26 protein-coding genes are annotated in these 23,459 nt (G+C 36.8%); 9 read left to right on the top strand and 17 right to left on the bottom strand.

Translation table 11 applies throughout. The features are described 5' to 3' along the window. Positions 1 to 250 precede the first annotated feature (250 nt). The 3 genes from rsgA to EGI31_RS17545 all read left to right on the top strand — a co-directional run bounded on the left by rsgA (position 251) and on the right by EGI31_RS17545 (position 3,133). Entirely contained in the window at positions 251 to 1,177 is a 927-nt protein-coding gene (gene rsgA / locus EGI31_RS17555; protein WP_255038460.1) for a ribosome small subunit-dependent GTPase A, read from the top strand. 286 nt (positions 1,178 to 1,463) lie between these two features. Then, entirely contained in the window at positions 1,464 to 2,204 is a 741-nt protein-coding gene (locus tag EGI31_RS17550; RefSeq protein WP_374760702.1) for a GNAT family N-acetyltransferase, read from the top strand. Between the two features lie 62 nt (positions 2,205 to 2,266). Then, entirely contained in the window at positions 2,267 to 3,133 is an 867-nt protein-coding gene (locus EGI31_RS17545) for a DMT family transporter (RefSeq protein ID WP_255038458.1), read from the top strand. On the opposite strand, the gene EGI31_RS17540 is transcribed toward EGI31_RS17545, so the two are convergent. The 3 genes from EGI31_RS17540 to EGI31_RS17530 all read right to left on the bottom strand — a co-directional run bounded on the left by EGI31_RS17540 (position 3,126) and on the right by EGI31_RS17530 (position 5,397). Next, on the bottom strand, positions 3,126 to 3,914 hold the full coding sequence (locus tag EGI31_RS17540) for a glycoside hydrolase family 25 protein (protein WP_255038457.1): 789 nt from the start codon (positions 3,912 to 3,914) through the stop codon (positions 3,126 to 3,128). The genes EGI31_RS17545 and EGI31_RS17540 overlap by 8 nt on opposite strands. A gap of 77 nt (positions 3,915 to 3,991) precedes the next feature. Then, on the bottom strand, positions 3,992 to 4,237 hold the full coding sequence (locus EGI31_RS17535) for a type B 50S ribosomal protein L31 (RefSeq protein ID WP_255038456.1): 246 nt from the start codon (positions 4,235 to 4,237) through the stop codon (positions 3,992 to 3,994). A 77-nt stretch (positions 4,238 to 4,314) separates the two neighbouring features. After that, entirely contained in the window at positions 4,315 to 5,397 is a 1,083-nt protein-coding gene (locus EGI31_RS17530; protein ID WP_255038455.1) for an aminotransferase class V-fold PLP-dependent enzyme, read from the bottom strand. A gap of 260 nt (positions 5,398 to 5,657) precedes the next feature. On the opposite strand from EGI31_RS17530, the gene panD reads away from it, so the two are divergent. The 4 genes from panD (at position 5,658) to EGI31_RS17510 (ending at position 9,657) form a co-directional block, all read left to right on the top strand. Next, positions 5,658 to 6,008: an aspartate 1-decarboxylase gene (gene panD, locus EGI31_RS17525; RefSeq protein ID WP_255038454.1), complete on the top strand. Its 351-nt coding sequence runs from the start codon at positions 5,658 to 5,660 to the stop codon at positions 6,006 to 6,008. 11 nt (positions 6,009 to 6,019) lie between these two features. Then, on the top strand, positions 6,020 to 7,000 hold the full coding sequence (locus EGI31_RS17520) for a lysylphosphatidylglycerol synthase transmembrane domain-containing protein (RefSeq protein ID WP_255038453.1): 981 nt from the start codon (positions 6,020 to 6,022) through the stop codon (positions 6,998 to 7,000). Positions 7,001 to 7,066: 66 nt separating this feature from the next. Further along, positions 7,067 to 7,531, top strand: coding sequence for a (2Fe-2S)-binding protein (locus EGI31_RS17515; RefSeq protein WP_255038452.1), 465 nt, complete (start codon positions 7,067 to 7,069; stop codon positions 7,529 to 7,531). Beyond that, on the top strand, positions 7,528 to 9,657 hold the full coding sequence (locus tag EGI31_RS17510) for a xanthine dehydrogenase family protein molybdopterin-binding subunit (protein WP_255038451.1): 2,130 nt from the start codon (positions 7,528 to 7,530) through the stop codon (positions 9,655 to 9,657). Before EGI31_RS17515 ends, EGI31_RS17510 begins: the two co-directional genes overlap by 4 nt. Positions 9,658 to 9,688: 31 nt before the next feature. Here EGI31_RS17510 and EGI31_RS17505 read toward each other — a convergent pair whose 3' ends face one another. After that, positions 9,689 to 9,955: a hypothetical protein gene (locus EGI31_RS17505; protein WP_255038450.1), complete on the bottom strand. Its 267-nt coding sequence runs from the start codon at positions 9,953 to 9,955 to the stop codon at positions 9,689 to 9,691. Positions 9,956 to 10,051: 96 nt separating this feature from the next. On the opposite strand from EGI31_RS17505, the gene EGI31_RS17500 reads away from it, so the two are divergent. Then, on the top strand, positions 10,052 to 10,420 hold the full coding sequence (locus EGI31_RS17500) for a winged helix-turn-helix transcriptional regulator (protein WP_255038449.1): 369 nt from the start codon (positions 10,052 to 10,054) through the stop codon (positions 10,418 to 10,420). Between the two features lie 148 nt (positions 10,421 to 10,568). On the opposite strand, the gene EGI31_RS17495 is transcribed toward EGI31_RS17500, so the two are convergent. Then, entirely contained in the window at positions 10,569 to 11,285 is a 717-nt protein-coding gene (locus EGI31_RS17495; protein ID WP_255038448.1) for a head GIN domain-containing protein, read from the bottom strand. 134 nt (positions 11,286 to 11,419) lie between these two features. On the opposite strand from EGI31_RS17495, the gene EGI31_RS17490 reads away from it, so the two are divergent. Next, entirely contained in the window at positions 11,420 to 12,667 is a 1,248-nt protein-coding gene (locus EGI31_RS17490; RefSeq protein ID WP_255038447.1) for an MFS transporter, read from the top strand. 41 nt (positions 12,668 to 12,708) lie between these two features. Here EGI31_RS17490 and EGI31_RS17485 read toward each other — a convergent pair whose 3' ends face one another. The 12 genes from EGI31_RS17485 to EGI31_RS17430 form a co-directional block, all read right to left on the bottom strand. Next, positions 12,709 to 13,500, bottom strand: a complete 792-nt coding sequence (locus tag EGI31_RS17485; RefSeq protein WP_255038446.1) for a hypothetical protein — start codon at positions 13,498 to 13,500, stop codon at positions 12,709 to 12,711. A 64-nt stretch (positions 13,501 to 13,564) separates the two neighbouring features. Further along, positions 13,565 to 14,467, bottom strand: coding sequence for an SDR family oxidoreductase (locus EGI31_RS17480; protein ID WP_255038445.1), 903 nt, complete (start codon positions 14,465 to 14,467; stop codon positions 13,565 to 13,567). A gap of 80 nt (positions 14,468 to 14,547) precedes the next feature. Beyond that, on the bottom strand, positions 14,548 to 15,249 hold the full coding sequence (locus EGI31_RS17475; protein ID WP_255038444.1) for a peptidylprolyl isomerase: 702 nt from the start codon (positions 15,247 to 15,249) through the stop codon (positions 14,548 to 14,550). Between the two features lie 5 nt (positions 15,250 to 15,254). Beyond that, positions 15,255 to 16,169, bottom strand: coding sequence for a hydroxymethylbilane synthase (gene hemC / locus EGI31_RS17470; protein ID WP_255038443.1), 915 nt, complete (start codon positions 16,167 to 16,169; stop codon positions 15,255 to 15,257). Positions 16,170 to 16,173: 4 nt separating this feature from the next. Next, positions 16,174 to 16,800 carry a phosphatase PAP2 family protein gene (locus EGI31_RS17465; protein ID WP_255038442.1) on the bottom strand — a complete coding sequence of 209 codons (627 nt, stop codon included), beginning with the start codon at positions 16,798 to 16,800 and terminating at the stop codon, positions 16,174 to 16,176. A gap of 151 nt (positions 16,801 to 16,951) precedes the next feature. Further along, complete coding sequence (gene rpoN, locus EGI31_RS17460; RefSeq protein WP_255038441.1) at positions 16,952 to 18,442, bottom strand: RNA polymerase factor sigma-54; 1,491 nt, start codon at positions 18,440 to 18,442, stop codon at positions 16,952 to 16,954. 260 nt (positions 18,443 to 18,702) lie between these two features. Continuing rightward, on the bottom strand, positions 18,703 to 19,866 hold the full coding sequence (locus tag EGI31_RS17455; protein ID WP_255038440.1) for a chorismate-binding protein: 1,164 nt from the start codon (positions 19,864 to 19,866) through the stop codon (positions 18,703 to 18,705). Beyond that, on the bottom strand, positions 19,863 to 20,288 hold the full coding sequence (locus tag EGI31_RS17450; protein ID WP_255038439.1) for a cytochrome c maturation protein CcmE domain-containing protein: 426 nt from the start codon (positions 20,286 to 20,288) through the stop codon (positions 19,863 to 19,865). Before EGI31_RS17450 ends, EGI31_RS17455 begins: the two co-directional genes overlap by 4 nt. A gap of 31 nt (positions 20,289 to 20,319) precedes the next feature. Further along, complete coding sequence (locus EGI31_RS17445) at positions 20,320 to 20,487, bottom strand: CcmD family protein (RefSeq protein WP_255038438.1); 168 nt, start codon at positions 20,485 to 20,487, stop codon at positions 20,320 to 20,322. Next, a complete protein-coding gene (ccsA, locus tag EGI31_RS17440) occupies positions 20,484 to 21,149 on the bottom strand; it encodes a cytochrome c biogenesis protein CcsA (protein ID WP_255038437.1) in 666 nt (221 codons plus the stop codon). The genes EGI31_RS17445 and ccsA overlap by 4 nt, the downstream gene beginning before the upstream one ends. 4 nt (positions 21,150 to 21,153) lie before the next feature. Continuing rightward, complete coding sequence (locus EGI31_RS17435; protein WP_255038514.1) at positions 21,154 to 21,816, bottom strand: heme exporter protein CcmB; 663 nt, start codon at positions 21,814 to 21,816, stop codon at positions 21,154 to 21,156. A 67-nt stretch (positions 21,817 to 21,883) separates the two neighbouring features. Beyond that, positions 21,884 to 23,350 carry a S41 family peptidase gene (locus tag EGI31_RS17430; RefSeq protein ID WP_255038436.1) on the bottom strand — a complete coding sequence of 489 codons (1,467 nt, stop codon included), beginning with the start codon at positions 23,348 to 23,350 and terminating at the stop codon, positions 21,884 to 21,886. Between the last annotated feature and the right edge of the window lie 109 nt (positions 23,351 to 23,459).

Raw genomic sequence — 23,459 nt, 5'->3', positions numbered from 1 at the left:
CCTTTTTCATGATATTTTGTGTTTATTAGACCAAATAACGTAAATAATCCAAAATTTGTTTTAACAACTACTTAAAATTTCCTTAAAATCTTATTTTAAGGTCAAATCTTTTTTGATAGCTGATTATTCTAGGTTATTTCTTCAAATATTAAACCAAACTATTAAAAAAGTATAATTTTTTTATTAAAAGGCATAAGTTTTAAATTAAGAAAAAATTAAGCTAGTTTTGTTTGTATTTAAACCCAAACATTTGGAAAACAAAATAGGTACTGTATTTAGGTCAACAGGTAGCTGGTATGAGGTCAGAGATGAGCAAAATACGCTTTTTTCGTGTCGCTTGAAAGGCAAGTTCAAAATCAAAGATTTGAAAGTTACCAATCCACTTTCGGTTGGAGACAAGGTGGTTTTTGATTTGGAGGACGAAAACATCGGAATGATAAAGGAAATTCTTCCGCGTAAGAACTACATCATCCGGAAGTCTGTACACAAAACTGCTCATGGACATCTTTTAGCCTCTAATATTGATCAATTGGTACTGATTGTTACTTTGGCTAGTCCCAAAACTTCGCTGGGTTTCATTGATAGATTTTTAGTGACGGCCGAAACTTTCAGAATTCCTGTTTTGATTGTTTTCAATAAATTCGATCTTTTGAATAAAAAGGGTGTCATTTTCCAGGATGCTTTGATGGACTTATACACGCATTTGGGCTATGACTGTGTGTCTACTTCTACTTTGACCAAAAAAGGTATTGATGAATTACTTGCCAAATTGGCCAATAAAATTTCATTGATTTCGGGGCATTCTGGCGTAGGTAAATCCACGCTTATCAATATTTTAGATCCAGATTTGGATTTGGCAACTTCTGAAATTTCAGATTTTTCGAGTAAAGGGGTGCATACTACCACTTTTGCGGAAATGTTCCAGTTGCCCAATAAAACTTTCATCATAGATTCGCCGGGTATAAAAGAACTGGGTTTAGTGGATATTGAAAATGAAGAACTCGCTCATTATTTTCCTGAATTTAGAGATTTGTTGGGTCAGTGTAAATTTCATAACTGCCTGCATATCAACGAACCCAAGTGTGCAGTCAAAGATGCTGTGGAGGCTGGAGAAATATCAGAAAGTCGTTATATGAGCTATTTGAGCATGTTTGAGAACGATGACAATAGGCGTTAATAATGCTCAGCCGTTGAACTGACAGAGAATCTTAACAATTTATTGACAAAAAAATAAGTTTAATAATTATTGTAAGATTGGAATTCATTCTATATTTGCATCGACTTAAACAAAGAATGGTAAAGATTAATCTTCCAATATCACCCTTCCGACGAATGCGGTCCGCAAGGACCCAAGCATGAGGTATTTTGCTCATAAGCGAATCGCCTTTGTTCTTTATCTCAATTTTTTTCATCTTTAACAATCGCGGATACACCGTCTCCATTAAGGGTAAAGGCCCTCTCAAATGACGATGAGTACAATAGAAAAAAGTATTATTGGCAATTACATAGTTCAAGTAGCCGACGAAAATCACTTGAATTACGCAGAACAAATATGTTCAGAGATGGAGCTTAGTGCAAAAGCCCGTGGTACGGGTATAGCCAAACGTTCGCCAGAGTATCTCCGCCTGAAAATGATGGAAGACAAAGCCGTTATAGCCACTACTTTAGATGGTGAATGGGTGGGTTTCTGCTATGTAGAGACCTGGGAACACGGAAAGTTCGTGGCCAACTCAGGCTTAATTGTCCATCCTAACCACCGTAAGAGTGGGATTGCGACCTCCATAAAAGCTAAGGCATTTAATCTTTCGAGAACAAAATATCCTGATGCCAAAATCATTGGACTTACTACCAGTTTGGCCGTAATGAAGATCAACTCAGAGTTGGGTTATTTGCCTGTTCCTTTCTCTGAATTGCCAAAGGATGACGAGTTTTGGAAGGGTTGTTCGAGCTGTGTGAATTTTGATATTCTGAACCGTACAAACAGAGCTCATTGCCTTTGTACAGGAATGAAATATGATGCTGACGAGGTAAGAACTGTCATTACTGAAGGTAAAAAACCTGAGTTTTGGGATTTCATAAAAGAATCAAGCCTTTATGAAAAATGGATGAGTTTGAAACAAAGGATATTGTTAAGAAGAGAGGAAAAAAGTAAAAAAAAAGCTCAGCCCAGTCGAGTGAAACCAACGGAACTCATAGAGCAGTAAAAAATATTAAAGGTAGAATAGAATAGAACCCGCCAATTGGTGGGTTTTCTTTTTAAGAAATTATGAGGGATTATCTAAAATTACATATTTTGGTTTTGTTATTGAGTTTTACAGGAATTCTAGGTAAACTCATAGAAGCCAGTACTTTAGCGGTAGTTTTCTATAGAACTTTGGTGGCGGCTGTAGCCTTGTTTCTAATTTTGTATTTTAGAAAAGTTAATTTAAAGATAGGTCTGAGAGACTTGGGGCTGATATTTTTTGTAGGATTTCTTTTGGGTTTACATTGGTTGTGTTTTTTTGGTTCAGCTAAAATATCCACGGTAGCCATAAGTTTGGTTACTTTTTCCACCACTTCATTTTTTACGAGTTTATTGGAGCCGGTTTTGGGCAATAAGAAATTAGATTTCAAAGAAATAATGCTGGGTTTGTTGGCAGTGGTAGGTGTAGCCATCATGTTTAGTTTTGAGGCCCAATACTTGGCTGGAATTCTCATCGGTCTTTTAGGAGCTTTGTTATGTGCTGCGTTTACGATCTTCAACTCAAAACTTACGTATAGGTTTGATAGTCAGCTGATTAGTTTTTATGAGTTAACGGCAGCTTTCGTGGTTTGTTGGGTGTTTTATTTGATATTTTTCGAAAAACAAGATTTAGTAATGAGCCAAACAGATTGGATTTGGTTATTGGTTCTGGCGTTAGTATGTACTGTTATTCCGCATGCTCAAATGATAAAAATCATGCAGAAGATTTCAGTTTTCACAGTAAATCTGAGCCTAAATCTGGAACCCGTTTATGGCGTAGTGTTGGCTTATTTTATTTTTGGAGATAGGGAACGAATGTCTACTCAATTTTATTTGGGTGGGGTTTTGGTTTTGTTGTCTGTGTTTCTTCATCCCATCTTGTTAAAAAGAAAACCACAGTCAACTATTTGATTTTGAGTTCTTCAAATTCTTCTCTGGTGCCATTAAAGACGTTGAAGTCTACTTTGCCATTTATACCGTTTACTGTAGCTTCTTCGCTTAATTGCCAAAATGTCCAATCTTTTTCGATATTGGGTTCTCTAAGTTTGGTGTAATGAGCAATCCAGACTGGGTAGCTTTCAAAATAACCCTCCAAATGATTTTTGTAAAAATCTACGTTGGTGTAGATAATGGGTTTTACCTCGTATTTTCTTTCTACCAACCTAAGCCAAGTTTTTAGACTTTTTCTAATTTTTTCACTCGACTGATGATACTCTTTTTCGATATCCACCACAGGTGGTAAATCGCCTTTCTTGATTTGAACCACTTTGCTGAAAAGGTTGGCTTGCTGGACAGGATCTTTGCTGGCCACAAAAAAGTGATAGGCACCTACAGGTACATCGGCTTTTCTTGCTCTTAGTTTGTTTTGGAAATATTGTAAATCAATGGTTTGTGTGCCTTGAGTGGCTTTGAGAAAAGCAAAGTCGATGTTGACACCTTCTATATTCATGGCTTTTACAGACTTCCAATTGATAATCTGCTGATAGTGGGATACATCTATGCCGTGAATTTCGTATTGGTTTGGAATATAAACGCCAAATGCTTTATACTTTATAAGCCCGGCTTTGAATTCCTTGTAGGCGTAATAACAAATGTAAAGCAGAATTGGGCTCGTCAGAAGGAGCAACAATTTGAGTCCACGTTTTATTCGTGGCTTAAGTGTGTATTTGGCTTTTTTTGTTCTTTTTGCCAAGGGTCTTATCAAGTTTTTCTCAATAAAAAAGCCTTTTCGGGTTTTCGAAAAGGCTTTTTAAACTTTTTTTGTACGAATTATTTCTTTCCGTAACGTTTGTTGAATTTATCAACACGTCCTGTAGTATCTAATAATACGTTTTTACCTGTATAGAAAGGGTGCGACTTTGAGCTAACCTCGACTTTACAAACTGGGTACTCTTTGCCATCTTCGAAAACGATTGTTTCCTTAGTGTCAACACATGAACGGCTCAAGAATTTTTCGTCTGAAGTCAAGTCCCAGAATACTACTTCTCTATAATTTGGATGAATATCTTTTTTCATTTCTCTATTGATTAAATCTAATTATTCCTCGATTGGGCTGCAAAATTAGGAGTTTTTATTTTGAAAACCAATATTTTCTAAAACTTTTCAACTTCTTTTAATAAATTATCTATTTGTTCGGCACTATTAGCAATGAAATTGGAGATTCTAATCTGAGAATCCTTGCCCGGGCCATAGCCTGAGCCGATTACCATATTTTTGCCTTTCAAATAATTGATTATTTCAGAAGAAGGTTTTTCGGTGTTTATGACTGCCACTGTTCTCGATCTTAGCTCGCTTTCGTTTACGGATAAACTGTAACCTGCTTTGTTTTCGAAATATTTATACAGTTTCTTGGCTTTTTCGTCAGTCTCTTTTCTGATTTTCTCAATGCCAATTTTGTTCATGTCTTCGGCAATTTTACCGAGAATAAAAATCCCCATTACATTAGGTGTTGCTGGATTTTGAAATTCTTTGGCAAACTTCCACAAGGTAGGCAAATCATGGTGAGCTCCGATGTTTATTCCATTGGACTTGAGTTGTTTGGCTTTTTCAAGACATCTTTCGTTGGCTATCCAAACTCCCAAACCAGCAGGCATTCCGAAGCTCTTTTGAACCGAGAAAAAAGCAGTATCTACTACCGTAAAGTCAAGATTTGGAATTGGAGCTGATGAAACCATGTCCACCGCAATCAATTTATCGTTATTGCTTCGTTTGAGTTTGTGTATGTCAGCCTCACGCATTTGTAAACCTGTGGAAGTTTCGTTTTGCGTAGTACAAATCAATTCTGCAAATTCTGGAACAGCTATCTCTCCGTAAGAAAATCCTTGACCTAGCGGTTTTTCAAAATTCGTGGCATGTTTTTGTAACATTTGGGCATATTGGTAAAATTTAGCTGAGAATGAACCATTTACCAAATGAAAAGACTCGTGTTCTACCGTGCTAAGTACTAATTTTTCCCAGATTTCGGAGGCCGAACCAGTAAACATGATGGCATTTTCTTCAGGAATATTCATCAATATTCTCAGTTGCTCGTCGGTATGTTGATAGATTTTTTTGAATTGACCACTTCTGTGCGAAATCGACCCTATTTGCAAATCCACAAATTCTTGTAAATATTCTTCAAACTTGGGGTATAGTTCTGCTGGACCAGCTGTAAAGTAAACTTGAGCTCTAGACATACGTATTGTTATTGAACTGCAAATTTAACCCAAAAAAATCAATAGACATTCTGACGAAATTAAATTTTGCAAAATAGGTATGACAAGCATCAAAAAACCTATCAGGATAGGTTTGAGGATGGTTGGAAATAGCTATAAGGCAAAAATTAATTGGAGTCGATTTTCTTTCATTTTTTTGGGTTTACGTAGAATTCTCGTTTTTAGTCTTATTGTTATTTCATTATTATGGTTGTATTTTTGCATAAAAAAATACAGGTTGTATGTTAGTTAACATATTCAAGTCGAAAATACACAGAGTGAAAGTTACGCAAGCGGAACTCAATTACGTAGGAAGTATAACCATAGACGAGGCACTTTTAGAAGCGGCGGGCATTATGGAAAATGAAAAAGTACAAATCGTAAACAATAATAATGGTGAAAGAATAGAGACTTATGCCATAAAAGGCAAGAGAAACACAGGTATTATTTGTTTGAATGGAGCTGCCGCCCGAAAAGCACAACCAGGAGATATCATCATCATCATTTCTTATGCTTGGATGACCCAAGAAGAAGCAGCGGCTCACAAACCTACAGTAGTTTTCCCTGACGAGAACAATCGCGTAGTTTCTTAATAATCAGCAGTTTGAAAAAAGCATTAAAATACATACTGCCAGTAGGTTTGGGCTTGGCCTTGCTGAATTGGGTCTTTAAGGATATCGATTTACTCGTAACCCTACAAAGTTTTAAGGATGCCAACTATGTATTGGTGCTTTTTGCTGCCATTTTGGCTTTGTTGGCTCACATAAGCCGTGCGGCAAGATGGAATATCATGCTTGAGCCAATGGGTTATAAACCATCTTTAAAAAATACTTCCATAGCTGTTTTGATAGGTTACCTGACCAATTTGGTTTTTCCAAGGGCTGGAGAATTGGCTCGGTCGGCAAGTTTGCAAAAAAGTGAAAACGTGCCTTTTGACAAGTCTTTTGGAGCAGTAATAGCCGAAAGAATTATAGATGTTTTGATTTTAGGCGTTTTGGTTTTGATAAATCTCTTGTTAGAATTTGGAAGGATACAGTCCCTTTTTGTTGATCTATTTGGCAATCAAAATCCCATCAAACTACTTACTATTGCCGGAGGACTAATTCTTTTTGGTGTTTTGGGATTAATTACTTTTCAAAAAAACAAAGAGAAGTTTCTAAAAATTGTACTCATAAAAAAGATATTTGACTTCACTGAAGGTCTAAGAAGTGGCTTGTTGAGTGTACTTAAAATTGAAAAATCCACTCAGTTTTTTCTGCATACCATTTTTATCTGGGCCATGTATTACGCCTCTACTTATTTGCTCTGCAAGGCGGTTTCTTTGGGAGACTCTCTGAGTTTTCTAGCAGTTTTGACGATTTTGGTGATGGGATCCATCGGTATGGCTGTTCCGACTATTGGTGGTATTGGAAGTTACCATCTTTTGGTTGGTAAAATAGTGGCTCTTTACGGGCTTTCTAATCAAGACGGTATCAGCTTGGCTACATTTTTACACACCATGACGGGCATTCTTTTTATTCTTGTTTTTGGACTCATAGCCTTTATAATGAGCTTTTTGTCTACAAAAAAAGCCAATGTTTCGTAATTTAAAACCTTAATTGCTTTTTTTGGTTAATATTTTGTAATTTAGACGTACAAAATCAACCATTAAATGTCAGAATATTCACTTAGCATTAACGGAAAAAAACTAAAGGTAGATGTATCTGAGGATACTCCTCTGCTTTGGGTACTTCGAGATACACTCGATCTTACGGGTACCAAATATGGTTGTGGAATGGCTCAATGTGGAGCTTGCACCATTCATATTGACGGCATGCCTACTCGCTCGTGCGTTACGCCAGTCACTTTGGCCATTGGTAAAGAAATAACGACCATCGAAGGTTTGTCCGAAAACGGAGACCACCCTGTGCAAAAAGCCTGGGATACTTTGGATGTACCACAATGTGGCTTCTGCCAGTCAGGTCAGATGATGACTGCCGCCGCTCTTTTGAAAGAGAATCCTAATCCTGATGAGGAAGAAATCTCTATGGCTATGTCTGCTCATATTTGCAGATGTGGCACGTATCACCGTATCAATGAGGCCGTTAAACTTGCAGCTAAACTTCAAAAAAGATGAAAAATAACAGAAGAGACTTTTTGAAAAACATGCTATTGACCTCTGGAGGTTTGGTGATTGGCTTCAACAGTTTAGGTAATTCTGCTGCAGAAATTATCAGTATGGAGAATGTCAAAGACGAATTGCTTAGCAATGCTTTTTTAACCATCGACAGTAACAACCTGATTACTATTTTTTCGCCAAATCCAGAAATTGGCCAGGGCATAAAAACTGCTTTTGCAGTGATAGTGGCAGAAGAATTGGACGTGGATTGGGAAAAAGTCGTGGTAAAACAAGCTGACTTAGACATTAAACGTTTTGAAAGACAGCTCACTGGCGGAAGTGGGGCCATTAAGCATTCTTGGGAAAGGCTAAGAAAAGCAGGAGCAACTGGTAGATATGCATTGGTAGCAGCGGCTTCAAAAAAATGGAATGTGTCTGCCACTACACTGAAAACAGATAAAGGGTTTGTTATCAACGAAAAAGGTGAAAAAATCAGCTATGGTGAGTTGGTAAATGATGCCGTTTCGGTGGAAATACCAAAAGAGATTCCATTGAAGTCGAACAAGGAGTTTAAGCTTATTGGTCAGACTATTAAGAGTGTAGACAACAAAACCGTACTTACTGGAAAGGCTAAGTATGGCATGGATTACAAACAGCCTGGAATGCTATATGCTCAAATCGTGCGACCACAAGGTTTTGGACAGACATTAAAGGATTTTGATGCCACCGAAGCAAAGAAAATCGATGGAGTTATAGATGTGATTTCGTTTAAAGACAAAGTGGCCATTATTGGTAAGTCGAATTGGCCAATTATGAAAGCCCGTAAAGTGCTGACCATCAATTGGACAAATACGAAAGAATTGGAAAGCGATACAAAGCACAACCAAATCTTTACCGATATGATGAAAAACGGTCCTTTTGAGGTGAGAAGAAAAGACGGTGATATAGAAAAGGCTTTTGCTGAAGCCCATAAAATCATTGAGGCTGAGTATCAATGTCCGTTTTTGTCGCATAGTCCGATGGAACCAATGAACTTTTTTGCGGATGTGAAAAAGGATTCAGCAAAATTAGTTGGGCCAACTCAAACGCCACAATCTGCTCAAAATCAGGTGGCTAAGTTGCTAAATATACCTGTTGAAAATATCACAGTAGAGCTTACCAAAATGGGAGGCGGATTCGGTAGAAGACTGAACAACGACTACGCTCTTGAAGCGGCGGAGGTTTCGTCTTTGATAAAAGCACCTGTAAAACTCATGTGGACACGTGAAGACGACATGAGTGGTGGAATTTACCGTCCGGCTGTAAGATATAAATTTAAGGCTTCAATTGATAAAGCTGGTAATGTAACTGGTTTTGCACTGAAAGGAGTTGGATTGAATGCTGGAAATTCTACTAGGCAAGATAATTTTCCAGTTGGTGCAATAGAAAATGTATTGATAGAATCGGCTGATTATAAGTCGGATATTACGACAGGTCCATGGAGAGCACCAATTACCAATTTCTTGGCTTATGCCGAGCAGGCGTTTATTGATGAGATTGCTTTTGCGGCTGGAAAAGACCCAGTAAAACTGCGTTTGGAATTACTCAAAAAGGCGATTGAAAAACCTGTGGGTAAAATAACTTATGAGCCTTTGAGGTTCGAAAAAGTGATCACCACCGTAGCAGAAAGAGCGAAGTGGGGGAGTGCCAAGAAAGGTTTGCATCAAGGCTTTAGCGTATATTTTTCTCATAATTCTTACGTGGCTCAAATAGCCGAGGTAGAAATGAAAAAAGGCAAACCTACGCTCAAGAAAGTTTTTGCGGTAACCGATTGCGGAATAGTAATCAACCAAAGTGGGGCAAGAAACCAGATCTATGGTGCTATTGTGGATGGACTTGGACATGCCATGTACGGAAATCTAAACTTCGAGAACGGAGCTCCGAAACAAACGAATTTTGACCAATACAGATTGATAAGGTTCAACGAAGTTCCAGAAATTGATGCACATTTCATAGATAATGGAATAGATCCCACTGGTTTGGGTGAGCCAGCATTACCACCTACAGGCGGAGCATTGGCCAATGCGATCTTCAAAGCAACGGGCAAGCGTTTATACAAGCAGCCTTTTGCACAGGAAGACGAGAAAGTGGCGGAGATATTATAAAAAAAGGGCGAAAGCCCTTTTTTTTATCGATTTAGAATACTTTATCATAATTTAGATATTCTACTTTTTCCATGTAAGGGAAAAGTGGAAGGTTTTCAATATTTTTTACGATTTGCTCCATCTCAATATTTTTGAAAATTAGTTTGGCTCCATCTTTTTCAGATTTAATGTAGAAATTCTCCAAAATATCTTCTTCTTTCCAACTTTTGATATGAGCCATTTCTTTTTGTCTTAATTCTTCAAAATTTCCTTTCGAATTGTCAAAGTGCATTGTTATTAATACGGTAATTCTTTTCATTTTTTTGAATTTAAATTTAATTCTACAAAAGTATTACCTTTGTCTATTCTATCTATATTGACACTATTATTGTGTATAGGCTAAAATTTTAGACCAATGGAAAACTCTAATATTAGGAAGACAAAAGACTTTACCCCAGGAAATTGCCCCGTGGTATATTGCATGAATATTATTGGTGGAAAATGGAAACCAAGCATTATTCACATGATTCGAACAGACAGAAATAGGTACAGTTTATTGTTGAAAAATATCACCGAAATAAGTAAGCAAACATTGACGAATCAACTAAGAGAATTAGAGTCTGATGGAATAATTGAAAGAATTATTTATGCCGAAATTCCTCCGAGGGTTGAATATAAAATTACGCCCTATGGCTCTAGTATTTTACCAATTATTGACAGTATGTACCAATGGGGAAAACTACATATGCAAGCTGACAAAAAAAGTTATTGTGATTTAGATTGAGGTTGGAATTAGTTATACTAAGTTCTTTACGTGCTATTTATCTTTCTTTAGATTGGCAAGAATATATAATGAAGATAATTTGATCAATTTAGTTTAAAACAAAAAAAAGGGCAAAAGCCCTTTTTGAATACCTATTAAATGAGATTACTTACTCCTTACTCACCTTACTTCCACCTGATAAATCCTCGGTAATTTTTGGCTCTCCTTTGTAGAAAACTTTGCTGGCACCGCTGGCTTTTACGCTTAGTGTTTTTGAAGCACTTACTTCGGCTTTGCTAGCTCCAGATAATTCGAGAAATACTTCGGTGCTATTGGCATCAAACCCATCCAGCGTAGATGCTCCAGAAATTTCGGCATCAATATTTTCGACCTTCAAAGGCAATCTTATTTTTGATGCTCCGCTGATGTTAGCTGTGAGAGATTTTACAGTATTATTAAGTCGAAGTGTAGAAGCACCCGAAACACTTGCAATAAAGCTGTTGAAAGTACCAAAGCCAGAAATTTCCGTATCTGAAGCCGATTTAGCATCTATTTCGGTGATATTTGGAGTGTAAACGACCAACTCCATTTTGTATCTTTTGAGTTGTTTTATTCTGATTCTTTTGTCGTATCTGATGTCTAATTTGCCGTTGGTAACAGTAACCTCCAAGTCGTCGATGTCGTCACCAGAGCCTTTAGCAGAAACTTTTGATTCTGTTGATTTCACGATGGTCACAAAAAAAGCATTGTTGAGCTCAACTCTGTCAAAGGAACTCAATGCAAAGTCTTTGGTGTCATAGCCACGTGGTGGTACGCCGTCTTCATAAAGAATTTTGTCGCAGCTTGTAAAAACTAAAAGGGTAAGGGAAAAGAGTAGATATTTCATTTTTATTTGATTTTAAGTCTATTAAACTTTATTGCCGATAGAATTATTTTGTCTGTTATCAAGTTTATTTATTAACGACATGTTAAAGATGAGTTTTATTTGCATGAAGTTGCTTGAAAGATTAAATAAAATTTATGTCAAAAACTGACCCTTACGCTGCTCTTAGATATTCCGATTTTAGGTATTTCGTTTCTGCCCAGTTGTTCTTTACTTTGGCCATTTTGATGCAAGAGATTGTGCTTTCATATTATTTATATGAACTCACCCACGACCCTTTTTCATTAGGTTTGGTTGGTTTGGCGGAGGCGATTCCGTTTATTTCATTGGCTTTGTTTGGTGGATATGTGGCCGATAAGTTTGACAGAAAGAAAATCTATTTATGGAGTTTTTTTGTAGTTTGTTTGGTTACACTTCTTTTGATTTTTGGACTTTCAGAAAACTCTTTTTTGAGCCTTGATAAAGAGCATCAACCTTGGGTGATTTATGTTTCAGTCTTCATTTTTGGTGTCGCCAGAGGGTTTTACAGCCCATCTTGGTCATCATTAAAGCCATTTTTGGTGAAAGAAGAGCATTATTCAAACTCCGCCTCTTGGAGTGCACAGTTTTGGCAAATTGGCCGTATTGCTGGACCTGTTTTAGGCGGTTTTTTGTATGCTTTTGTGGGTTTTATAAGCTCATTATGGGTAGTATTGGCATTTTTGATTTTGACGGTTTTATTGGCTGCTCAAATTTCCAAGAAAGAAATAAAGAATCAAACAAAGGCCAATTTGATGGATAGCCTAAAAGAGGGATATGGTTTTGTAAAAAAAAACAAAATTATGTGGTATAGCATAGTTTTAGATATGTTTTCAGTGCTTTTTGGAGGAGTAATAGCCATGTTGCCAGTTTTTGCGAAAGATATTTTGCATGTAGGTGCAGAAGGCTTAGGCTTTCTTAGAGCCGCTCCGGCGGTCGGGGCTGTTTTGGTGATGTTGGGAACTGCTTATTTTCCACCTACCAATAAGGCTTGGAGAAACATGTTATTGGCTGTCGCAGGTTTCGGCGTGGCAACCCTGGTTTTTGCGGTTTCCACCAATTTTTATCTTTCATGTTTCGCTTTATTTTTTACGGGAGCTTTTGATAGTATAAGTGTGGTAGTGCGTTCCACCATTTTGCAGATTCTCCCGCCTGACCACATGCGTGGGCGTGTTAGTGCCGTCAATGGTGTTTTCGTAAGTACCTCAAACGAACTCGGGGCATTTGAGTCGGGCCTTGCTGCAAAGCTTTTGGGAACCGTTCCTTCCGTTATTTTTGGTGGGGCTATGACTTTGGTTATAGTGACCTACATTTATACCCAATCCAAAGAATTGTTTAGTGTGAAATTGATTAAGGAGGGGAAGTGATTATTTTTAAAGAATTTATTTGATCTTAATGTCTACTTAAATCATGAAATTATATTTCCATATTTATCCAAATGGGATTTACAATTTGGACAACTTGATCCTCCAAACAGAGCTTGAGATAAGCTATTTGGAAAACGAATTTTGGGTTGTCTTGTATTGCAAATAGGGCAATAATTTGTCTTTAAATTGATTCCAAATTTTGATTTATTTTTTGTTGCCTTGATTTGGTATATGACAAGAGCTAAAATCATTAAGATGTAAATACTGTATTTTATGATTTTAAAGTAATTTTTTTTGTTAGGTTCAATTTGATTTGTGGCGTAGGCTTCGTTTATTTCAATAGATTTGAAGAATTTTATTTTATTCGCTTCATTGAATTCACTTACTTTTGAATAAGTTATGACATAATGCACGCCATTAATGAAAATCAATATACTTTCAGCACCTACCTCTTCTGTGTTTACTACATTATATTTCAGATTGTAAGCAACTCTATTTTTTAAAGTAATTTTAGAGGAGTCTTTAAAAAGAAAACTCTTCCTGAGCATTGATTTGTTTAAGGCTTTAATCTGTTGTTTATAAATTTCATCTAGTTGTAAATTATTTGTGGGAGAGGTTTCACCTGTATCCTCTAATAAGGAAAGTCTGAGAACAACAAAAGACTCAAGTTCCGTATTAAAATAAAATCCTTTGACAGTCATATTATCTTCTGTCTTTTCGAATTTTTCAACGTTTCCGGGAAATGTCAGTGAAAGTACGCTGTCTATTACGGTTTGTGCTGTGGCAAATGAGGTAGAAAATATTATTAAGAAAAATGATAATCTCAACAGCATAGGTTTTTTTGAGGTTTAAATGGGTTTAGTTTTTTATAGCCAATGTTGACTTGCAACAGCAAATTTATTTCCCAATCTGCTCAGCCACAAAAGCAATTCCTTCTTGGAAAGTCTTTGGATTGTACCCTAAAACTTCAATGGGTTTATCCAAAATAAAACCCGTTTTGGCAGGTCTTTTGGCTGGTTGGGTAAATTTTGTTCCGTCAACTTCTGTTATCAATGTTTTGTCCAAATTAAAATAATCAGCAGTCATAATCGCCATTTGGAAAGGATTCAAAAGATCTTTTCCTGATATGTTAAATATCCCCTCGGCTTCTTTTTGGGCAATAAGAATACAACCGTCTGCCAAATCTTCGGCCAGAGTCGGGGTTCTCCATTGGTCATTTACCACATTGATACTTTTGCCTTGTTCAAGTGAGTTTTTGACCCAAAGAATGATATTCGTACGGCTCATGTCATGGGCGATTCCATAAACCAAAACTGTTCGTGCAATGGCCCATTTGACATCAGAATTTATAACTAATTTTTCGGCGGCGTATTTGCTCCAGCCATAGAAACTAAGTGGATTGGCTTCGGCTTTTTCATCATAAGGACCTTCTTTACCATCAAAAATAAAGTCTGTTGAAAGGTGAACGAAGAACGAGTTGTGCTTTTTGGATGCTTCAAGTAAATATTCAACGGCCTTTACGTTCAAATCCCAGCAAGCAACTTTTTCGGTTTCGCATTGGTCAACGTTGGTCATCGCTGCCGTGTGAATGACCACATCAGGCTTTTCAACCTCAAATACCGTTTCTACTTCTTCTTTTTTTGTAATATCGAGACTAACGAATTTATAATTTTCAGCAAAAGGTAAGCGGTTCTCGCCCCTTGCGGTTGCTACCACTTCTACATTTTCAGCTTTTGAAAGTTTCTCAATTAATTTTTGACCCAAAAGTCCGTTTGAACCCGTTACTAGTATTTTTTTCATTTATGTATGCTGCTCTCAAAAAAGAAAGCCCTATTTTGACTGCAAAATAGGGCTTAAAATTTTATATTTTCTTCAAAAAATCACTTCTTTTTTTCGTATTGGAATCCATAAAGTCTTGTGATTTTCTTTTTTCTGACCTTTTTGGCTGTTATTACCATTTTTACATCTTCTAAAGGTCGGTTAAATTCGTCTTTTTCAACCGATGCAATGTCATCTATAAGTTTGAAGTTGTCCACAACTTCTCCGAAAACTGTGTATTTGTTATCTAAAGAGGGGTAACCGCCTACACTTATGTAATCGGCACGTTGCTTATTGGTGTATTTGATGTCATTCGTTTTTTCAACTTTTGAAACTTCTTCATCAGATAACTTTCTTCCTTGTACAATATAAAATTGAACTGGGTTTGACATTTTTTCTGGATTTCCGTTACTGGCCGCAGCCAATGCTCCTTTTTTATGAACTCTCAGTGGAGTAAATTCAAAAGGGATTTTCTCTAAATTACCGCCGCCCGAACCTAGTCTTGCTCCGGCTTTAGCATTTTTTGACGTCGGATCTCCTCCCTGAATCATGAATTTTTCTATAACTCTATGAAAAAGAAGACTGTCGTAGTAGTGTTCTTTGACAAGTTTCAGAAAGTTGGCTTTGTGAAGTGGTGTTTCGTCGTAAAGCAGCATGTGAGCCTCTCCTTTGGAGGTTTTCAGCGTTAATACATAATCTTTCTTTTGGGCATTGGCTTGTAGGTAAGCAACTAGAATAGTGAATACTATAAAATACTTTTTCATTATAATTACAATTGGGCTTTGATTTTTTCTAAAATTTCTTTTCCGCCTTCGGATAATATTCTATTTGCCAATTTTATGCCAAGCTCTTCTGGAGACTCGTTTTTTTGTGTTTCTTTAACTTTTATTATTTTTTGACCATCCAAAGAGATTATTCCAGCCGTAAAATGAACTTTATTTTCAACCAATACACCATTTCCAAAAACAGGGATCGAGCATCCACCTTTGAGTTCTCTTAAATAAGCCCGTTCTGCCAATAGGCATTGCTCCGTTTCCGGATCATTGCATATTTCTCTTATTTTTGAAGCTTTAACTTCTGCTAACTTTGTCGAAATTTCTATAGCAACCGTTCCCTGTCCTACTGGTGGTACAAACTGCTCATTATCAAACTCATGTCGAATTAAATCGTTGTATTTCATTCTGTTAACACCCGCAAATGCTAGTAAAATAGCATCACAAGCCCCATCTTCCATTTTTTTGATTCTCGTCTGGAGGTTTCCTCTCATGTCCACAATCTTAAAATGCGGAAAATAAGCCCTGAGCATGGCTACTCGGCGTGTAGAAGATGTACCAACGACCAATTCTTTTTTAATGTCAATCTCTTTATGACTTACCAGCACGTCATTGATTTTTTCTCTTTCAGTAAATGCTATAATTGAAAGAGATTCATCTAATTCAGATTGCAAATCCTTGGCACTATGAACTGCAATGTCTATGGCTCCGCTATGAAGTTGTTCTTCTAATTCTTCGGTAAAAACACCTTTGCTGCCAATTTTTGACAAAGCTCTATCCAGAATTTTGTCGCCTTTGGTTTCTATAATTACAATTTCAGTGTCTATTCCTGCATTTTCTAGCTTTGATTGTATGTAATCAGCCTGCCAAAGTGCCAATAGACTTCCTCTTGTTCCTATTTTGATTTTCATAAATTTATAAAAGGTAAATCGTTCCCAAAACTCCCGTAAAAACTCCCCAAACAATGCCGAGAATGACCTGCTTGAGTGTATGAGCTCCTAAAATTAGTCTAGAAGAGGAGAGTATTCCAAGTAGCAAGATTAATCCTAGTATGGGTAAATAAAGGTTTTGTTCCACGAATTTGATATATACGGTTGCTGTAACGGCAAGGATGCATGCCAGAGCCGATGCATGTGCACTTATTTTTTCTCTTATTGAAAATACCGCCAAACCCAAAATATTGACAACCATAATGGCAATCAAAAATGAGGTGGGTTCTAAAAGTCCGCCTTTTGAGTAGAAGAAATAGCCCAGTGAAATGAAAAAACCGGATGTAATGAGGTAAACTTTTGGTCTTTCTTTGGTATTGGATATTTCAATGTTTGAAACAGATTTGGTCTTATTTAACCAAAAAACCAATAGGATTGGGAAAACCGCCGTGTATAGGAAAATGATAGAGATAAATACGGCAAAGCTTTTTAAGGTAAAAAAACTGTAAAACAGCGACAACGGAGCAAATGCTTTAAGTATTAAAACCAAGTAGGTAGGCATAAATACCGGGTGCAATGCATAGGAAAGAAACTTTGAGAATTTTAACGGCACTTGGTTTTCAGCGATTGGTTTTTTACTTGGAAATACTCTACAAATATAAGGTTTTAAAAGCGATTGAGGCGTAAAAAATGACTTTGAAAAACAAAAAATCCTGTTCGGTGTGAACAGGATTTTTCCTATGGTTAATGTATTCTTTGATTTTTTACATTTCTTTTCTCAGCCTAGCTACCGGAATCGCTAACTGTTCTCTATACTTAGCTACCGTTCTACGGGCAATGTTATATCCACGTTTTTTAAGAAGTTTCTCTAATTTATCATCAGAAAGTGGGGAGTGTTTTGGTTCGCTCTCTATCAATTCTTTCAGGATGTTCTTCACTTCACGGCTTGAGGCTTCTTCACCATTGTCTGTTGCAATACCCTCTGAGAAGAAATATTTAAGAGGATAAATACCAAAGTCGGTTTGAACAGATTTGCTATTGGCAACCCTCGAAACGGTAGAAATGTCCATATCAATTCTCTCTGCTATGTCTTTGAGAATCATTGGTTTAAGTTTGTTTTCGTCACCTTCGTTGAAAAACTCTTGTTGGTAGACTACAATGGCTTCCATTGTTTTCAGAAGCGTTTGTTGCCTTTGTTTGATGGCATCTATAAACCATTTGGCGGCATCGAGTTTTTGTTTTACAAAACTAACCGTTTCTTTGATGTGGCGATTTTGTTTATCGCTTTTGTCATAAGTATCGAGCATTTCCGAAAATGACCTGCTCACCCTTAGCTGAGGAGCATTTTTCGAGTTCAGAACAATTTCTAACTTTCCATTGACCGATGAAACAATGAAATCGGCCATCAAGTACGCTACGTTATTCTCCGAGGACCCCATATTTCCTGGTTTTGGATTCAAACGTGTGATAAGACTCAAAGCTTTTTTGAGTGTTTCGTCTTCAATGTTTAGCTTTCTTTGTATTTTATCGAAGTGTTTTTTAGTAAACTCTTCAAAGTGATCTTCAAGAATAGTAAGAGCTATGTTGTTTTCTAAGGAATTTCTGTTTTTTTCTAATTGTAAAATCAAGCATTCTTGCAAATCCCTCGCACCAATCCCCGCTGGTTCGAACTTCTGAATTTTCTTCAGAATTGATATTACTTCGTCCTCAGAACAGTAAACATTTTGACCAAATGCCAAATCGTTACAGATAGATCTAATCGGTCTTCTGAGGTAGCCGTCGTCTTCAATAGAACCAATCAGTTGATGACCAATTTGAGTTTCGCGTTCGTTCAATCTTAAAAAACCCAGTTGTTGTAGAAGAGATTCGGCCAAAGAATCCATGGCTATAACCGGCATAGTGTCTTTTTCCTCCTCACCCCAGCCATCGCTGGCCATTTTGTATCCTGAGTATTCGTCTTGATTGATATATTCCTTTACATTGAGTTCATTGAGATTATAGGTATCTAGGCTATCATATTCATTGAAATCATTGTTATATTCATCGTCAGATGAGCCAGATGTTTCTCCATAAATGTCGTCATCTTGACTTCGCTCTTGTAGCTCCATACCTTCTTCCAAGGCTGGATTAATCTCCAGTTCTTCCTCAATCCGTTGATTCAGTTCAGCAGTTGGAATCTGAAGCAGTTTTATGAATTGTATTTGTTGAGGTGATAGCCTCTGCTGGAGTGATTGACTTAGAGCTAATTTTTGCATTTTAATAGAGTTTTCTCAACGATTTATTAGGAATATTTTTTAGGGTATATCATTAATCATGCCAAAAAATACTTTTCTCTTTCTTAAAGCTATTATGTTTATTCCGATAAATCAAGTATATTCATAGAAAATATTCTGACAAAAACTTTAAATTGTTGATTATTAGGTGTTTATCAAAATTAATTTTTCGTCTATATTTAGACATTTTATTTTAAAGAAAGTAACAAAAAAAACACCAGATTTTGGATAAATGATATCGCCTAAGAGAAAGATTTGAGGATAGTTTGCAGTTTTATTTCAGTTTCATTCCACTCTTTTTCAGGGTCAGAATCTTCAGTTATTCCACCACCTGCAAAGGCAAAAACTTGCCCGTTTTCTATTTTCATTGTACGGATATTTACAAATAGTTGGCTGCGATTTTGGATATTAACTGGGCCCAAATAGCCGCTGTAAAATTCTCTGTCGTAGTCTTCAATTCTATCAATTATTGCTTCAGCAGCATCTTTGGGCATACCACATACGGCGGGAGTAGGGTGGAGAAGGTTGAGCATAACTGAGCTGAGGTTGCCAAAGTTAATCTCTTTGGTGTCTATGGTGTAGCTGGTATTGAGGTGTAGCAAGTTGCCAGCTTTTATGGTTTTGGGGCCTTCTTCGAGAAATTCTCTCACCCTTATTTTTTTGAGGCAGTTGATAATATAGCGTCCAACAAAGGCCTGTTCTTCTATTTCTTTGTGCGACCACAGAGCATCGATGGGTCTAATTTCATTTCCGTCTTTGTCAAAAGCCGACTGAGTGCCTGCTAGTGAAACCGTTTTGAACATTCCATTTTCGTCTTGGGAAACCAAAATTTCTGGTGAAGCACCTAACCAAACTTGGTTTTTCCAAGGCACATTTACCAATGATACAAAGCCGGTTGGGTTAGACTTTGAAAGGTTTTGAAAGCCTCTGAAAAAGTTATTTTCGGTAATTTCTCCTAAGTGTTTGGTTCTTGAGAGAACCACCTTTTTAGCTTCACCCTTTTGAATACTGTTTATGACTTCCTCAACATTTCTTTTGTGACTATCGCTGTTAGTATTTTCACTTTTGAGTTTTAGCGAGAATTTATCTGCTAAGTTGGTTTTTGATATTCCAAGAAGATCTCGGAGGTCTTCGGGTACTTCTATTTCTGTAATATCTTCAAAATCAACTTCAAAGTCATTTTTGTAGAAATAAGGTAGTTCGTTTTCTTTGTGGTAAGGAGCCATGACAAAGCCGGAGCCACATTCGTCAAAGTCTATTTTTTTTCTAACTTCTGTCTTCTCGAAGCTAACGATGAGTTTGGATTGTGCAGTATTAGGCAGTTTGTAGAGTGCAAAAGGGATTTTTTGCTCTACACAACTGTTCAAAAAAACATCAATATGTAAACTCGACTCGGTGGCAATCATTCACTTTCGACTTTCAATTCGCCGTTGTTGTATTTCGATGGACATTTGAGCAATATTTGCTCAGCCTCAAAACAGTTCTTTTCTAGGTCCATATGTCCCACTACTACCACTTTCTCTGACTTATCCATGTCTTGTGGTTTTGGTTGCTTGTAAACCACCAAGTTGTGATTGTTCAGGGAGTCTGTCATCATAAATTCAAAGTGGTTGGGATCCACAGAAGGTTCGTATTTCATACCCAATGGCTTACCATCTGCACCTTTTATGAGTTCTCCAACCACGTGAATGGAGCCTTTATCACCGTTGTTGGCCATTTCTTTCGCTTCTTTGAAGGAAGCATAAGTACTAGCGTCGCCTATTGTTGAGATAATCATCGTGATGGCTATGGCTATAACTACCAGAGCGATGATATGTGTTTTTTTCATTTTGATTATTGAAGTTATACTTCTTTTACAACTATTTTTTTATTTCTTTTTCTAGCTTACTCACTTTCTTATCCATACTGAATAAGTAAGCAATTAGCCCTAAAACCACCACCGAAATTACCGCTACCACTACATATATCTTGCCATCTGCTCTGAAGGCATCGGCCATTTCTACATCCTGTAAATTCAATAAACTCATATATTTTCTTGTAAATGATTATTCAAAAGTTTTATTCTAATTCTTAACGAGGCTATCCAAACACCAACAAGAATCCAAGCCAATATAGCAGGATAAAATACCATCCGCATATTGCTGTCCATGTCGTATTTACCAAAGGCCGGGTTACCTCCATTCCCTGGGTGAAGCGAGTCGGTAAGTCTTGGTAAAATCCATACCAAAGGCATAAAAGAGGCAAAAGCAAAAATATTGTACACTGCCGAAAGTCGAGCCTTCTTTTGTTCGTCTTCAAAAGAACCTCTCAAAACAAAATAGGCTGAGTAAATCAGCAAACCAACTTCTACCGCAATGATTTTTGGGTCTTTAGGAAGTGGGTCGCCCCAAGTATAATTTCCCCACAGTGAACCTGTTATGAATCCAAGTACACCGAAAACTATCGCTACATTTGCAAATTCAACCGCATAAACATCGTCTTGAGTTTGACCTTGTCTTAGGTATTTTATGGAGTAGGTGAGAGATGAAATCATCAATGCCATCATGCCAAACCACATGGGTACATGGAAGTAGACGTTTCTAATGGTCTCGTTTAGAATGGGTTGCCTCGGTACATCGCCAATCAATCCAAAAATTACCGTATACAACAAAAGGCCTGAGGCCAAAAATTTCCACCAGATTTTTCTCATATTTTTAACTTTTCCAAAGAAATGGAAATAACATATAACTTAACGCAATAACTATTAAATCAATTCCTGAAATGACCATTATTTCGTCATAACTTGAGCTAAAAGCCAAACCATCCATGGCATTTTTGGAGAGTTTTATAAGCATGCTCAGTATGGGCAATAGTATGGGAAAACTCAAAACTGCCATAAGGCCAGCCGTGTTATCTGATTTGGAGGCAATACCCGCCACCAAAGTTAAGCTGGCACTAAAACCTAAGGCTCCCAAAACCAATGACAATAAATATAACCATAGATTTTCGGCTTTGTTTCCCATAAAAACCGAGTAAATAAAAAATCCTAAAAACCCCAAGAAGATCATCAGTAGAAAATTATAGATGATTTTGGCCAAGATTATAGAACTCGGTTTGGCTAGTTGGTAATAATATAGTTGCCTTCCTGCTTTTTCTTGAATAAAACTTTTGGTGATTGAATTGACGGCCGAAAACAGTATGATAATCCAGAAAAGCGTGTTCCAAGTGATGGCTTCTATGGAGTTGGTTTTGAGTTTAAAGCTGATATAGCACATAAAAACCGTAGAAACCACATAAAGCACCATGCCGTTGAAAGCGTACTTTTGCCGCCATTCGAGTATGATGTCTTTCAAAATGAGGTTTTTGATTTCCCGCATCGGTTTTGGAGTATATCTATTTGGCTGCAAAATTAATCAATTGTTAGGCCGCTAGATATGAGTTTTCTCATTTATTTTTAATTAAATCAAGAACAAAATCCATAGGCGAATCTTTGCGGCGGATGAAATCCTCAAAAGATTGATCAACATAATAGTCTGGTTCCACAAAAAACGTCTTGTTTGTTTTGTTTGGATGTCCATGAACTAACTTCATTAGAGGAATATGCACCTTGAATTTTGAATTATTAAGCTTTAAATCCTTCCATTGTCCCGCAAAGCTCCCCCAATTGGCTCCGCCAACGGTGTTGCCCACAAATGTTGCTCTATTCATGTCTTTCCAAAGTCCGATGGTTAATGTGGTGGCAGAATATGACCCTCCATCCATCAAAACGTATAAATTTCCATCGTAATGATGCTTTTTACTTGGTTTGTTTGATCGGTTAGGAGTTCTGAGGAAGCTCCCATCAACTTGCTTTTTAAAAATCATTCTTCCAATAATGTAATTAGGAAGAAGGTAGGGCGGGAAAAGTTTATTAAATCCTGATTTTGAAATTCTAACACTGTCTGTGGCCACAAAAGGATTGGTAGCCACATATTTGGTGATTCTTTTGGTGTTGGTAAGTAATCCGCCGCCATTGAATCGGAAGTCCACTATGAGATGTTTGATGTTGTTTTCTTCTATGGCTTTGAAGTTTTTCTTTACCAGTTTATTGAATCTTAATTGGTGGAAATCAAGTTTGTTTCCTTTTTCTGAGAAACTTACAACATCCATCACCGCAACATGATTCAGACTATCCACAATTTTGAAATTCAGGTTTTTACGGTTTATATTTTTGTATCTTTTGGCTAAAATCTTATTCGAATTTTTGGTAAGTTCGGTTGAGATTTTTCTGAAATAGATGCTGTCTTTTTTTGTGTTTTTCAGTTCGAGCAACATACTGTCTTTTATACCATATAGTATATTGGTGTTTCGGGCAAAATACCTTTCTGCATAAAAATTCTTGCTGTTTTGGTTGGCTTTATCAGTTCCGAATAACCCTTTCGATTTTTCAAAGGTCTCCTTTACTGGGATTTTATCGACTGAAATTATTTCTTCGCCTCTTAGAATGGTTGAATCTGTTGATCCATTCAAATGTATGTAAAACTTATCTCCTTTTTTACGAATAACCATCGGAAGGGCTTTGTTTTTATCTTTTGGGAAATAGTTTTTTGGAAAAAGTACACTTGTATGAAGGTCTTGGAGGCCACCCACAAAGCTGTTTAAAGCCAAATAAGCTTCTGTAATAGTTAAGGAATCTGGAAAGTTGTCGATGGTTTCAGCGTACCTTTTTTCAAAATCTTCCTTAGTTTCGTAATAGTAAAGGCCAAGATGTAATTTTTCTAGTTGACCTTTGAGTTGGACAAAATCTTCGGTGAGTTCCTGCTTTGAGATTTTCTTCTGTGCAAAAACGACCTGGCTTAAAATCACCAATAACAAAGTCAATACTTGGCGTTTTGGCTCGATCACAAAAGTCAACAAAATGTTTTTTATCATAATGTAGGGTTTGTAAATATTTATTTATCTGATATTTACGAAAAAATGGTAATAAAAAATTCAAGATTCTTCTTTCAGAATTTGTTTAAAATCATAAAAATAGGCATCT

It is taken from the genome of Lacihabitans soyangensis (assembly GCF_024343775.1).
Classification (GTDB): Bacteria; Bacteroidota; Bacteroidia; order Cytophagales; family Spirosomataceae; genus Leadbetterella; species Leadbetterella soyangensis.
Note: the sequence above shows the minus strand (reverse complement) of the source record. Positions and strands in the feature narration are given on the sequence as shown.